The sequence below is a fragment of the Deltaproteobacteria bacterium genome (genome assembly GCA_016874735.1).
Lineage (GTDB): Bacteria > Bdellovibrionota_B > Oligoflexia > Oligoflexales > CAIYRB01 > CAIYRB01.
This window is the reverse complement of record VGTI01000011.1, coordinates 46,999-59,705: the sequence shown is the minus strand read 5'-3', so window position 1 is coordinate 59,705 and position 12,707 is coordinate 46,999. Positions and strand designations below refer to the sequence as shown.

At 54.1% G+C, this 12,707-nt stretch carries 10 protein-coding genes; 4 read left to right on the top strand and 6 right to left on the bottom strand.

Annotation, left to right across the window (positions count from 1 at the left end):
• Positions 1-51: 51 nt before the first annotated feature.
• On the bottom strand, positions 52-624 hold the full coding sequence (locus FJ146_07580; GenBank protein ID MBM4251817.1) for a hypothetical protein: 573 nt from the start codon (positions 622-624) through the stop codon (positions 52-54).
• A gap of 299 nt (positions 625-923) precedes the next feature.
• Between FJ146_07580 and FJ146_07575 the strand changes: the two genes are divergently transcribed.
• Positions 924-1,928 (top strand): hypothetical protein, encoded by a 1,005-nt coding sequence (locus FJ146_07575; GenBank protein ID MBM4251816.1) that lies wholly within the window; start codon positions 924-926, stop codon positions 1,926-1,928.
• A gap of 28 nt (positions 1,929-1,956) precedes the next feature.
• On the opposite strand, the gene uvrA is transcribed toward FJ146_07575, so the two are convergent.
• Positions 1,957-4,824: an excinuclease ABC subunit UvrA gene (gene uvrA, locus FJ146_07570; GenBank protein MBM4251815.1), complete on the bottom strand. Its 2,868-nt coding sequence runs from the start codon at positions 4,822-4,824 to the stop codon at positions 1,957-1,959.
• Positions 4,825-4,854: 30 nt separating this feature from the next.
• Positions 4,855-6,627, bottom strand: coding sequence for a serine protease (locus tag FJ146_07565; GenBank protein MBM4251814.1), 1,773 nt, complete (start codon positions 6,625-6,627; stop codon positions 4,855-4,857).
• A 295-nt stretch (positions 6,628-6,922) separates the two neighbouring features.
• Here FJ146_07565 and FJ146_07560 point away from each other — a divergent pair, with 295 nt between their 5' ends.
• Positions 6,923-7,546, top strand: coding sequence for a hypothetical protein (locus FJ146_07560; GenBank protein ID MBM4251813.1), 624 nt, complete (start codon positions 6,923-6,925; stop codon positions 7,544-7,546).
• A gap of 26 nt (positions 7,547-7,572) precedes the next feature.
• Here the strand turns inward: FJ146_07560 and FJ146_07555 are convergent, their stop codons facing one another.
• The 3 genes from FJ146_07555 to FJ146_07545 form a co-directional block, all read right to left on the bottom strand.
• Positions 7,573-8,139: a DUF1794 domain-containing protein gene (locus FJ146_07555; protein ID MBM4251812.1), complete on the bottom strand. Its 567-nt coding sequence runs from the start codon at positions 8,137-8,139 to the stop codon at positions 7,573-7,575.
• Between the two features lie 126 nt (positions 8,140-8,265).
• The gene (locus tag FJ146_07550) at positions 8,266-9,408 is read right to left on the bottom strand and encodes a S1 family peptidase (protein MBM4251811.1); all 1,143 of its coding nucleotides are present in this window, start codon (positions 9,406-9,408) and stop codon (positions 8,266-8,268) included.
• A 59-nt stretch (positions 9,409-9,467) separates the two neighbouring features.
• On the bottom strand, positions 9,468-10,340 hold the full coding sequence (locus FJ146_07545; GenBank protein ID MBM4251810.1) for an acyl-CoA thioesterase II: 873 nt from the start codon (positions 10,338-10,340) through the stop codon (positions 9,468-9,470).
• A 93-nt stretch (positions 10,341-10,433) separates the two neighbouring features.
• Here FJ146_07545 and FJ146_07540 point away from each other — a divergent pair, with 93 nt between their 5' ends.
• Positions 10,434-11,174: a hypothetical protein gene (locus tag FJ146_07540; GenBank protein MBM4251809.1), complete on the top strand. Its 741-nt coding sequence runs from the start codon at positions 10,434-10,436 to the stop codon at positions 11,172-11,174.
• Positions 11,175-11,227: 53 nt separating this feature from the next.
• Entirely contained in the window at positions 11,228-12,703 is a 1,476-nt protein-coding gene (locus FJ146_07535) for a deoxyribodipyrimidine photo-lyase (protein ID MBM4251808.1), read from the top strand.
• Positions 12,704-12,707: the final 4 nt, after the last annotated feature.

The window sequence follows — 12,707 nt, the reverse complement described above, 5'->3', positions numbered from 1 at the left end:
CTAAACAACTAACCATGTGACGCCTGAGTCTAAACTCAGGCGTCCTTCGCCTCAGGGTCTTGTAAATACACGCGTGCTCAAGTACAGCGGACGCGTCACGGGAGTGTTGCCATCATGCATATCCGTGAAGCGTCCAAAGCGAAGCTTATTTCCTTCGACACGAATAATCTGGTAGGTATTGTCATAGTCACAAGCAGATGTGCCGGTTAGCACATAGTCACCGCCGCGACAATAATCGTATACGCGTTTGCTCGGATCCATCAGAGTGAATGTATCCCTCACGTTTACCATATCGAAGGCAAAGACGTTATCTAGACTGGTAATGGCCTCGCCGATGACGAATTTACCCTCAATAATCTGATTCATCAGCGGTACTTTACACGCCGCATCACTAAACTCCTCTTCTAGCCACTTAAACTCATCCCCAACAAAGGTATAAGTCCATTTAGCACTACGAGACTCATCTGGTGGCCACGACGTGCTTGGTTCATAGGACTGACAGCCCAAAATCCAAGTGCCTTGTAAGTCAGTTGTTACTGAATCAGCGTCGGGAGATGCGGCCAAAACAGCACTCGTGGTTAGCGATAATATGATGGCAGTTCCCAGTGAAAATAACGACAACATAGTCACCAAATCGCGTGTAACACTGGCGATGGTTTATGCAAACGAAAATGTTATTAGTGTGCAAAATGAGTCAGATGCTTGAGTGAAAAGAAACACCTGTGTCCCGCAAGGTGGCTAAGTTAGTGCCCATAGCCTGCGTCAAAGTCTAGTAGTCAAACTCACAGATTGTTTTAGGAATATCTCGCCGGTTGCTTAGTCACCAAAATCTATCCGCTCAGATCTCATCTTTTTCGTCCGATCTCCAAGATGATGGGAAACACAAATTTAGTTGCCATCGTTGCTACGGAGTTTTGCCAGTCATGCAGTCCAATTCAATATTGAGGATCACCGCCTGGATTGTGACTGCTCTAGCTCTGCTATCGTGTAACCGTAGCAATCTCGGCAACGGTCTGACAGGCAGTAAACCCTCGGAGCCCTCACCTGCCCCGACACCCGGACCGCCCCCAGCCATTGAGCCCATACCGGTAACTGGTTCCTATCTCACATGCGGCTGGAATGATTACGCGCGAGAGGGCAGTCAGGTCAGTATACTCTGCCAACTTCAGACCCATGACGGTAACATTCTATCCACCGACGACTTCAATAAATCAGGGGTCAAGTGGGACGTCACCGACGAGACTGGCGCAGCAGCACAGGGCACCACGGTCGAAACTTTGGACAGTAAAGCCGAGGTCAAAATCTCGACCGACTATCCACAGACTATGCGCTTAAACGTAGGTTTGGTGCGGACCGCGACGGGAGACGCCGTACCCCCGCCCAAATTATCCATCGTTAGAGGCGTCGATGGCGCCGCTCCCAACAGTGCTTTGGGACGATGCATAGCCAGAGATGGCGTAGCGTCATGCTTCCAATCTCTGAGAATCCCGCTATTCACTCCCGGCCAGCCTATCGTTGAAATCCCACGCCACCGGCAAGTATTTACCCAGAATCTTCTGGATGTTGCTAATAACAACCTCACTTCTACAACCTACACCAACGTATCTAGTGGCTTCACTTACCCCAAGACTTCTGCAACCTCGAAGCTCTTGATAACGGTCAGCTTCGCGAGTTTTAAACTAACAAACTCGGGTGGCATACAGTTCGGCGCAAAGTTCGGGATTAGTGTTAATGGCACTGATTATGAAATGTGTAGCTCTCAGCACGCAAACGTAACCCCCGAGTATCAATTTGCGCCATATTGCCGCATTTTAATCTCTGAGCTCGGGGCTGGAAACTGGGCCATCCAACCACGCGTTGCAAGTGTCGGAACAGCAGCTATGTTTTCCTGGACCGGTGGCCTCGCCACGATTGAAGAGATTTATTAGTCACCGACTCTCTATAAATTTGCCGGCACTACCTTTTTGCCACCATGCGCGCCAAGAAGTTACCCGTATAGCTCTTCTTCACCTTAGCGACATCCTCAGGTGTACCTTGAGCAATAATTTGGCCACCGCGGAAACCACCCTCCGGTCCCATATCGATGATCCAATCAGCCGTCTTGATGACGTCGAGATTGTGCTCAATGACCACGACCGTGTTACCTGCCGCGACTAAACGCTCGAGGACAACAAGTAGTTTACGGATGTCATCAAAGTGGAGTCCGGTGGTCGGTTCATCGAGGATGTAAAGAGTGTGTCCGGTATCAGCGCGGGCTAATTCTTTGGCCAGCTTGATACGCTGTGCCTCGCCACCGGATAGGGTCGTCGCTGGCTGACCTAGCTTGATATAGGAAAGACCGACGTCTATCAGCGTCTTCAGCACCTTGGCAATTTTGGGATGATGCTCGAATAAGCGCTCGGCCTCGGCCACCGACATATCGAGAACATCGGCAATCGAATAGTCCTTGTACTTGATTTGCAGCGTGGATTCGTTGAAGCGTCGGCCCTTACACGTCTCGCAAGGGACTAGGATGTCAGCCAGAAAGTGCATCTCGACCGTCAGATAACCATCACCCTGACAGGCCTCGCAGCGGCCACCTTTGACGTTAAAGGAAAATCGCCCCTTCTGATAGCCGCGGGCTCTGGCTTCTGGCAATAATGCATAAAAGTCGCGGACTAAATCAAATAATTTTGTATAAGTCGCTGGATTGCTGCGCGGCGTCCGCCCAATGGGGCGCTGATCGATATTGATCACCTTATCCAGTTGATCAAGTCCCGTGATGGATTTGTGCGCACCCACCTCAATATCGGCGTCGTGAAGCTGGCGCGACAGCGCGGGATAGAGAATTTGGTTGATCAAACTGGACTTGCCAGCGCCGGAGACTCCGGTGACACAGGTCATCAGCCCTAGTGGAAAGCGTGCCGTCACATCGCGCAGATTGTTCTCCGTAGCACCGACGACCGTCACCCAGCCCTCGTCTTTCCGCCCTGACGGTGGCACACGCCGTTTCGTGGGTACAGCTATCGTCTCTTTGCCACTTAGGTACCGACCAGTCAGCGAGTGGGGATTGCGCCTAATCTCTGCCGGGGTGCCCTGCGCCACGATACGCCCGCCGAGATGACCGGCACCTGGTCCGATGTCGAGGACCCAGTCGGCAGCTTCGATGGTTTCTTGGTCGTGCTCGACGACGATCAGCGTGTTGCCGATATCGCGCAGGTGACAGAGTGTCGCCAGTAGCTTCTGATTATCGCGCTGATGGAGACCGATCGAAGGCTCGTCCAGGATATAGAGAACGCCCGTGAGCTCGGAGCCAATTTGTGACGCGAGGCGGATGCGCTGTGCCTCGCCTCCGGAAAGTGTAGGCCCTTTGCGGTCAAGGGTCAGGTAATCGAGGCCGACGTTGACGAGAAAGCCAAGCCGACTGCGCACTTCCTTAAGTAACTCTTTGGCAATCAGGAGCTGATTGCCTTTTAGCTCCAACTTGGCGAAAAAAGCCGCTGCATCGGCTGTCGTCATAGAGCAAACGTCCATGATGGATTTGCCGCTAATCCTGACAGCCAAGACCTCGGGCTTAAGACGCGCCCCGTCGCAAGTTTCGCAGCGTCTAGTCGACATAAACTTGCCGTACCACTGTTTCATCTCGTCAGACTGAGTCTCTTCAAAGCGCCGCATGAGTCGCGGCAGCAGCCCCTCGAACGTTGTGGAGAACGAGCCTTGGCTACGCTCACCACGCCACTTGACCGTCACCCGCTCCTCGCCCGATCCACGCAGCAAGATATCGCGATGCTTCTTACTTAACTTTTTCCACGGAGTATTTAGATCAATGCCAAACTGTTTAGAGATGGCCTTGAGCTTCTCAGCCCCCCAACCATCACCGGTCTCTCCGTCCTTAAAGTAACCGCGCCAAGGGATGATCGCCCCATCTTTGATGCTAAGGCTGGGGTCTGGGATGATTTTCTGCTCATCCATAATCAGGAGCGAACCAAGCCCACTGCAGGTGGGACACATACCCAGGGGAGCGTTGAACGAAAATAGCGGTGGCGCGAGCTCCGGAAAGGCGAACCCACAGCAACTACGCGCCTCACTCATGCGGATATCTTCGCGGTCTTGGACATGCACAATGATCGCTGATTGACCGCGCTTCAGCGCCGTTTCGACTGAGTCCGTCAACCGCTGCTTAAATTCGCCACTGCGCTTAATAACCAGCCGGTCGATCACGACCTCGATCGTATGCTTTTTGTGCTTGGCCAGTGCTTGCACGTCACTAAGCTCTCGGACAACTCCGTCAATACGGACCCGACTGAAGCCACTTTGCGCTAGTTCACCAAAAAGCTCGCGGTGCTCACCCTTGCGGTTTTCAATGATCGGTGCGAGCAGCAGGATGCGCGTGCCCTCAGGCAGCTCCATAATCTGCTCGACCATGCTGGCGGCATCACCGCGCCCCACCCGCTTGCCACAGATGTGGCAAAACTGCTCACCGATCCTCGCGTAAAGCACCCGCAGGTAGTCGTAGACCTCGGTGATCGTCCCCACGGTAGAGCGCGGGTTCTTACTGGCGGCCTTTTGTTCTATGGCGATAGTTGGGGACAGGCCGCGGATGGTCTCGAATTTGGGCTTTTCCAGCTGGCCTAGAAACTGCCGGGCATAGGCCGACAGTGACTCAACGTAACGCCTTTGTCCCTCAGCAAAAATGGTGTCGAACGCCAAACTCGACTTACCCGATCCCGATACGCCGGTGAAGATCACCAGCTTTTTTTTCGGAATCTCAACGTCGACATTCTTTAAATTATGCTCGCATGCGCCACTTACAAGAATGGCGTCGAGCTCCTGAGTTTTGGCCATGCGAGGTCTCCTGGGCGGTAGTCTAGTACACTATCGCTCGAGGACCTTGAGAGGTATGTGGTTGATCCAGCAAATTACCTTTTGTCCTGGACCAAAGTCATCATCCGAGCGATATGCAGTCGTGAGCGTTTGATCCTTGGCAAAGAGAAGCCACGGTGATGACGCCTGTCCAAAGTCGTAAACTTTTTGGGGCTGCTGCACCCCGCCTGCGGCACCACCCCCTGTTGCTGCCTCCAGCACGAAGGGACGGTCACACTCAAGCTGCCAGCCGACGATATCGTGGCCGGTGGAATTGTGCAATTCGATAGTCCCGTGATGCCCATCGATGCGGGCAAACGTGATCTCAGCCGCCTTTGAGCGGTCGAAGAATGGGACAATAAACTCATGCTCTCCGGGACCTAGCAGCGGCGCCTTGATGTGCACAATAAGCCCCGACTCCGGGCCTTCATGTTCGTGGCCAATGATAGTCAGGCCGTAGTCTAAAACCTCACAACCATGGCTAGGCGGCAACTGCGTATTGTCCCTCGGCGGCACTGGATGTGCGGTCAACCTGTGAGGGATATTGCCACCGTAACGATAGAGTCTATTGCCGAATCGCACCATGATCGATTCGTCGTCGATGGTGAGCAAGGGCTCGGGATTTCGCCCTAAGTCGGTATTGCAAGTTAATTGGGCGCGGACGCTGCTTTGCGTGTTTGATTTATAGAAGGACCCAGACACTGCATCCTTGACCAGTAGCTGTTGCCGCTCAAGATGGTCCGTGGTCAAAGCATTGTGATAGAGGTAGAACGTATGACCGCTGGCAGTAGTCCAAGTACAAGTTGGTGCATCATGGGGAGCCGGGCGCTCATCGGTGGGACTAAATGCATCTATGCTGTTTAGATTTCCATTCAAAGACAATTGATGATCGTTCTGCCAATCGACCGTTTTTTGCTGCAGTTCATCGCGGCAATGGCGCATCACCTCACGCGCCATAACGGCACCCGAGTCCAAAATTTCACGCTCAGTTGGACCTCTCATAGCCGCATCGAGCCAGCTCCGGTAGGCACTAACCTTAGTATAGGTGCCAGGCTGATCGGCCTCGGAACAATCGTGCCCCCAGCTCACCACACCCAAGAGATGCGGCTTGCCGTCAGCGCTTGTGACGTAAAGCGGGCCACCGGAATCCCCATGGCAAGTGTCTGCTTGACCAACGCCGAGATGACCGGCGCATATCATCGTGTCATCTAGGCGATCGTACTCAGCACCAAATGCCTTGCACTTGCTATTGTCAATGATCGGGAATTGCGCACTTTGGAGTTGGTCACTGGGAAGATCCCCGTAATTACTGCGCACACCCCAACCAAGCACAGTGGCTACGTTGGTTGTGTTGTCTAGAAGATCGAGCGAAATAGGCTGCCAAGCGTCAGGCGCAACGTGTTTAGTGTCAAATGTAAGCACGGCGATATCGGCACGACGCGTATCAAAATCATAATCTGGATGTACATCGACCGTTTGCACGCGATGCCGCGTGCTGGCCGTGACGCCGCGGCTGAGATCGTCCGCCGCTACGACCCAGAGAGCTTTACTCCGGTTCTTAACGCAGTGCGCAGAGGTGAGGGCCACCCCTGAGGCTACCAAGCTTGCCCCACACAACGGACGATTACTGCTACCCTCGGTGATCCCTAGCATAAAAGTTACCGGTGCCGCTGGCTCGCCGCCTATTACCTTAGCTGTCGACTGGGTGCTATTCGTCCATGAAACACCGCAGCCAACTAACAGTCCAATTAACTGGCCACACGCCATCCTTAGCATTAGGTGCATTTGCTTACATCCTTTGTGACCTTCACAGGATTTGGACCCGAGCTAGTGGTAACACCCAATGATTAAGAAAAGATTAACATTCCGTGTATTTAGGATGAGTTTCGCGTTTTTCGACTTTAAAAACAGGGTCTTGGAATATTTCACAATAGTTACAAATAGTTATGGATGGCAGACCACTCATTCTCATGATTGACAGCTTTAAAGCCCCTTTGCTAAACAAATGGTCTTTAGTTTGGGTAGAGGCGCCATCAGACCGCAGCCACCCTAAAAGTTCCACTCCACCGAGATTGCATTCATGACACTCAGATGCTTCATTTTAACGCTTGTTTGCTCCTCATCGCTCGCTAGCGCAGAGCCCTTTGCCAGCACCTGCGACGGACCCCACTGCAAGACTCTTGAGTCCATTGCTATCGTCGCCAATACCGCGTATTCCGTGGGCACCGACAACAATCAAATTTGGACATCCTACGCTGATGGCGAGACTCTCAAGGAGTTCTCACCACAATTGATCGGTCCGCGACCTCAAACGCGCTTGCGTGAACTGGACACGAATAATCCGTTTGCTACCGAGGTGAAGGAATGTCTGTTCCCACGTGAAGGTGCCTACGGTGAACATTTGCCTACGTATTCCGCCACACTTGTCCGTTATCCCGACCGACCCAGTGAGACTATCGATCTCCAAAAAATTGGATATCAGGCATTTTGGAGAACTCTTTTCCAGGTCGAGGAGCAGCTAGAAGCGGCGAGCCCAGGCGCAGTGATCGAGTATTCTCTGATCAATGACATCCCGGAATTCTCGCCAATTCCTGCGGGAGACGAAGCAATGGCCTTCAATTGTGCAGTTCTAGTCCGTGTCACGACCAAAACAGCTGGGCAGGAGAGTAAATACTTGGTTCTTCGACCTTGGATGACAGACTGACACTCGATTGGCTCTTGGCAGTGGCTTTACTGTGATTTACGAAACAAAGTATTTCGGTCCCGATGATGAAAAATATCGGGCCGGCCCTTCATAAGTAGCTGCGTATCCTCCTCGTAGGACCACGATTCTGGCGACTCGATCGAGACCTTGAGTTCGTAGCGCACGGTGCGGAATTCCCGGTCGAGGAAGGGATTGGAGCAGATGCCAAACGTCGCAGATCCTAAATCGGCTGCAAGCTGAAACGCCTTGGCACCATCAGCGACCGAGCCACCGGCTAGTACGGTCACCCCGCGCGGTACGATAAAGCAGCGCATGACTTGCTTTGCGGCAGCGTCCCAGAGCCAGTACCCGACTTCCTCGTGAAAAGGGGCGTCTTCACCGAGACGATGGGCGACCGTGCTGTAGCGCAGTCCAGCCAGACTTTGCTCGTGGTTGTTGATCATGCCTATGGGCGTAAAAGTGATACGTTCACGAAACTGATTGATCTCCGTACCACGGTCATCGGCCGGAGCCGTGTCGTGACCTTTGATGCCTTCCCAAACACCGATCAGTGCGGCAAGAGGGCCGTACATGTGAAACTCATTGTGGGCCATGTCTCAATCTCCTTGGCGACTACGCGGCCCAATACATCAAACTGCCTCTCAATAAGCAAGCAAAGACCTAGGCTCGGCGCGCCCGTCGTGCATCTCACTGAAGTGGCTCACCATCGCACCGTCTCATCACTCGCACTGGGCGACTGTGACCGCGGCGTTCTCCGTTTTCGTCACATCAGCCTCTAAGGGCCTGGCGGCGAAATTCATCGTAGCCCCACCGTCGATGGCACGCTGCAGGAATTCTTTAGCGAAGGTAGACTGTAGAGAGACATAGGCAGAAAAACTCTCAGCATTGTTGATGTAAGGCTTAAATTCTGGAGGCGCAATGCCACCGGCTGAAGCCACCGCAGCCACCAACTGCTTGAGCAGCAAGGGGCCACCAGAATCGCCATAACCCACGACTGCCTTTCCATTATTAGTTTCACCGTTAGAGCTGGCGTCCCCAACCACGAAGTAAAAGTCGGGATGAAACTCGGCGCGCATCTCTCTAGCCATTTTGGCTAAGCGGTTGGTTCCCGACCTTTTAACTTCAAGAGGGGACGGTGCTGGCGGGGCTGGCGGCGCTGACGGCCCAGGACTGTAATTAGGGGCGACGGTATCACCGTAGCCGACCAAAGTTAAATCCTGATCTTCGGTAAGCGGCGTTGATAAAATCGAGGCAAATGATTTGAAAGTCCCCGAGGGAAATACCAAAACGGCAATATCCCGCTCGTGATCGTCCAATCCCTTAACTTTTGGTTTATCTTTCGTGAGACTAGGTGCTCCAATAAAAGCTTTTACGGCTGGCACCCCACGACCCAAGGAGGCCTCGATGTTCGCTTGCCCAAGGTCGATTGCATCTCCTGGTATGTAGAGCATCCCACCGTCTGGACTATCGGTCAGACAATGACTGGCTGTGAGCATGGTGGTATCGCTGAGGAACGTACCTGTGCAACCGCTCCTAAAGCGTTTGTCTGTTTGAAATATAAAGCCGACCTGAGGGTGTTCCACCGTCGGGGCGCCGCCGACAACGCCTAAACACTTTTTCTTTTCTGGTTGTTGCTGCTTGTTATTAACACTGGCAACCTTGCTGCCGCTACGGAGGTTCTCTTCGCGGGTATTCGGTACACAAGCTAGAGCACCGCTCATCATGAGAGCCGGTAAAATCCGTGACCCTAACGTTAGCTTCCACTTTGCCGGCACACTACTCATCCGCGGTACCTTCAGCCTGCCATTGGCGACAGCTGCCATAAGTTCCTCGACTTTCAGACCGCCCTTCTTATCGGTCATTGGCAAAAAAACTTTAGCTTCTCAATTAAATCTCGAGGTTATATCCGACGCGGTGGCTACTAAGGACGTTTTGATACCCGGATGAGGCTCTCCTGGGCCGTCGAAGCCACCAAAGTGCCGTCGGCATCGTAAATCTGGCCGTGGTTCATGCCGCGCCCTCCAGCTGCAATAGGGCTGTCGCGCGCGTACAGGCGCCACCCTGTCCAGGGCCGATGATGGTGGAACCACATGGCGTGATCGACACTTGCCAACTTAAGCCCAGGGGTCAGTAGGGTCGCTCCATGCGGCAGTAGCGATACGGTGAGTAGCCCGAAATCCGAAGCGTAGGCCAAAGCACCTTGATGCAGTATCGGATCATCGGGCAGCTGTTCGTGCACACGTTGCCAGGAATGCATATATGGTGGTCTTTTGCTTGGGTTCGCCAGATCAATTTTTTCTACCGACCGGATTTCGACCGGGTAGTCCGCAAGTAGACGGTCACGATCCTTCACCGGCAAAAGATGGGCCACCTTACGTACGATCTCTTTATCGTTAATCAGTGAGTCAGGCCCAATGACCGATGGCATCGACGGACCATGTTCGAAGCCCTCCTCTTGCCTTTGGTAGGAGGCGATCATGCAGAATATGGTCCCGCTACTTTGTACGGCAACCACACGCCGCGTCGCGAAACTGGTGCCATCACGAATCACCTCGACCTCGTAGCGCACCTCCTCCTCTTGGGATCCAGGGCGGAGGAAATAAGCATGCAATGAGTGTATGGGGCGGTCCAAGGATACTGTGCGCGACGAGGCCACGACGGCTTGTCCAAGTACCTGCCCACCAAATAAGGACTGAAAGCCCAAGTGCTCACTCTGGCCGACGTAGACTCGGGGCGCCACCGGCTGCACATCGAGCAAACGGGCCAAGCGTCCAGGCTGCTGCAGTGCGCTCATGAGCCTATCCTCCGTCGGTTAAGGAGTGAACATTTTAACATTAAATACTATGATTGCCTGGAAATTGCTCCTTACTCGCAACCAGGTGGACGCATGACGAGCGACACTGAAATCTCTCGACGCGTTTCGCGTCGTGCCGCATGTATGGCGGTAGTACTGACTTACTTGGGTCTCTTTACCTGGTCGGGATGTGTCACCAAGCCTGACCTTCGTGCCGCTGCAAAAGTTAAAACTGTGGCGATTATTGGGTTCTCGATCGTGCAACCCAAGGGCGGCCCGCAGCTTCGACTCGATCATACTTTCAAATCTGCCGCCAAGTTTTATCGCCAAGTGGCAGGAGACCTGGCTGCTGCTCGTGGCTGGCAAGTCTTGCCGTTAGAGCGCGTGAGCGGACAGAGTATGTACAGCCTACTGGCCGCTAAATTCTCCAATCACCTCCTCAGTAGCGACATTCGCCCTACGGGCATTCTGTCGCAGGAGGAACAAGTCAATCTATCCCCCAAATACCGTGATCAACTCCGCCGAGCATTGGGCGTGGATGGCCTCGTGAGTATCGGCTTTGCACTGTCCCGCAGAAAACCGGAGGGCGCCAAGGCCGACAACACCGCAACCGTTACGGCCAAGGTGAGTTTCGATCTCTATGCTGGCAAGGGAGCTAAAAGTATTTGGCAAGTGTCGTCACTACCGAGTAAACCTTTCGCTACCCCCGATATCCCCCAGGACCTTGGCATCGCCCCAGGCGACGAGACTGTCATGGCGCAGGCCGTTGCCACGAGCGTCAAAACGATGCTCGAGCTGCGACAGCAAGAAGAGGCCCTTGCCAAGAAGAAGTAAGCAATCAGAAGTAAACGAGATTTATTGTACCAACCGACGGGAGATTGGAGTTTATGAGCACCATAGTTTGGTTTCGTCGCGACCTGCGTCTGGACGACCACCCAGCTCTGAGCGCCGCCGTGAAACGCGGCGCGCCAGTTATTCCCGTTTACATCCATAGCCCTGATGCTGACGAAGGTGATGCCGCAGCCGGCAGTGCCACCAAGTGGTGGCTCCATCATTCACTCCAGGCGTTGAGTCGCGATCTAGAGGCACTCGGCTCCCGCCTCATCGTTAGGTCTGGTTCAGCAGAGACGGAATTACTCGATCTCGTCAAAACCACCAAAGCCACTGCCGTTTACTGGCATCGCCGCTATGAGCCGAGCATCATTGCCCGTGATAGTCACATCAAAACCGCGCTCAAAGATCTTGGCTGTGCGGCGGAAAGCCTGAACGGCGCCCTACTCTACGAGCCCTGGACCATTAAAAATAAAAGTGGCGAGCCCTACAAAGTTTACACGCCTTACTGGCGCGCCTGTTTAGCCTCGGGGGCACCTGCGGCACCAGAGGCCCCGGTCAGCCGCCTTCCAGCACCGAGCGCATGGCCCAAGTCGCTCGCCATCAGCAAGCTCGCACTGAAACCACAGATTCCTTGGGATGAAGGCATGGAGGCCACGTGGACTCCAGGCGAGACGGGCGCCCACGCGATCCTACAAAAATTCTTGCCGTCTGCTCCCAAATACATCGCCGAGCGCGACTTTCCAGCTATCGCGGCCACGTCCCAGCTCAGTCCCTATCTTGCGCTGGGCGAGATTAGCCCGCGCCGCATCTGGACGACCATGGCCGGCGCTAAAGCCGCGATCAAACCGGGCGAGGGCACTGGTGGCGAGGCCTTTCTCAGGCAACTTGGGTGGCGTGAATTTGCCCACCACCTACTCTTTCATTTTCCAGCAACCGTCAACGCGCCGCTGCGGCCCGAGTTCGGTCACTTTCCCTGGGAGTCATCCCCAGAGCACCTGAAAGCCTGGCAACGCGGCATGACCGGATACCCCATTGTCGATGCCGGGATGCGTCAACTTTGGCATACGGGTTGGATGCACAACCGCGTGCGGATGATCGTAGGCTCTTTTCTCGTCAAGGACCTGCTGATCACCTGGCAAGAGGGGGCCAAATGGTTTTGGGATACCCTGGTCGATGCTGACCTGGCAAACAACACACTTGGCTGGCAGTGGATCGGCGGATGCGGTGCCGACGCTGCGCCTTACTTCCGTGTCTTTAACCCACTCGGGCAGAGCGAGAAATTTGACGCCAATGGTGTTTACCTGCGGCGCTGGTGCCCTGAGCTTGCCCGCTTACCAGCGAAGTGGATACACCGTCCCTTTGAAGCTCCAAAGGATGTACTGAGTGCAGCCGGTGTCACCATTGGCAAGAATTATCCCCGTCCTCTGGTCGATCACGGGGCTGCTAGGCTCAAGGCACTCAAGGCCTTTGCCTACCTACAACAGGACAAGAAAAAAGCGGCGGGTGATGCACCGCGCCACAAGAGTTAGTGTT

Excerpts from the sequence above, each read along its gene's own strand:
- FJ146_07580 (MBM4251817.1), bottom strand. The coding sequence starts at position 624 with ATGTTGTCGTTATTTTCACTGGGAACTGCCATCATATTATCGCTAACC.
- FJ146_07575 (MBM4251816.1), top strand. The coding sequence starts at position 924 with ATGCAGTCCAATTCAATATTGAGGATCACCGCCTGGATTGTGACTGCT.
- uvrA (MBM4251815.1), bottom strand. The coding sequence starts at position 4,824 with ATGGCCAAAACTCAGGAGCTCGACGCCATTCTTGTAAGTGGCGCATGC.
- FJ146_07565 (MBM4251814.1), bottom strand. The coding sequence starts at position 6,627 with ATGCACCTAATGCTAAGGATGGCGTGTGGCCAGTTAATTGGACTGTTA.
- FJ146_07560 (MBM4251813.1), top strand. The coding sequence starts at position 6,923 with ATGACACTCAGATGCTTCATTTTAACGCTTGTTTGCTCCTCATCGCTC.
- FJ146_07555 (MBM4251812.1), bottom strand. The coding sequence starts at position 8,139 with ATGGCCCACAATGAGTTTCACATGTACGGCCCTCTTGCCGCACTGATC.
- FJ146_07550 (MBM4251811.1), bottom strand. The coding sequence starts at position 9,408 with ATGACCGATAAGAAGGGCGGTCTGAAAGTCGAGGAACTTATGGCAGCT.
- FJ146_07545 (MBM4251810.1), bottom strand. The coding sequence starts at position 10,340 with ATGAGCGCACTGCAGCAGCCTGGACGCTTGGCCCGTTTGCTCGATGTG.
- FJ146_07540 (MBM4251809.1), top strand. The coding sequence starts at position 10,434 with ATGACGAGCGACACTGAAATCTCTCGACGCGTTTCGCGTCGTGCCGCA.
- FJ146_07535 (MBM4251808.1), top strand. The coding sequence starts at position 11,228 with ATGAGCACCATAGTTTGGTTTCGTCGCGACCTGCGTCTGGACGACCAC.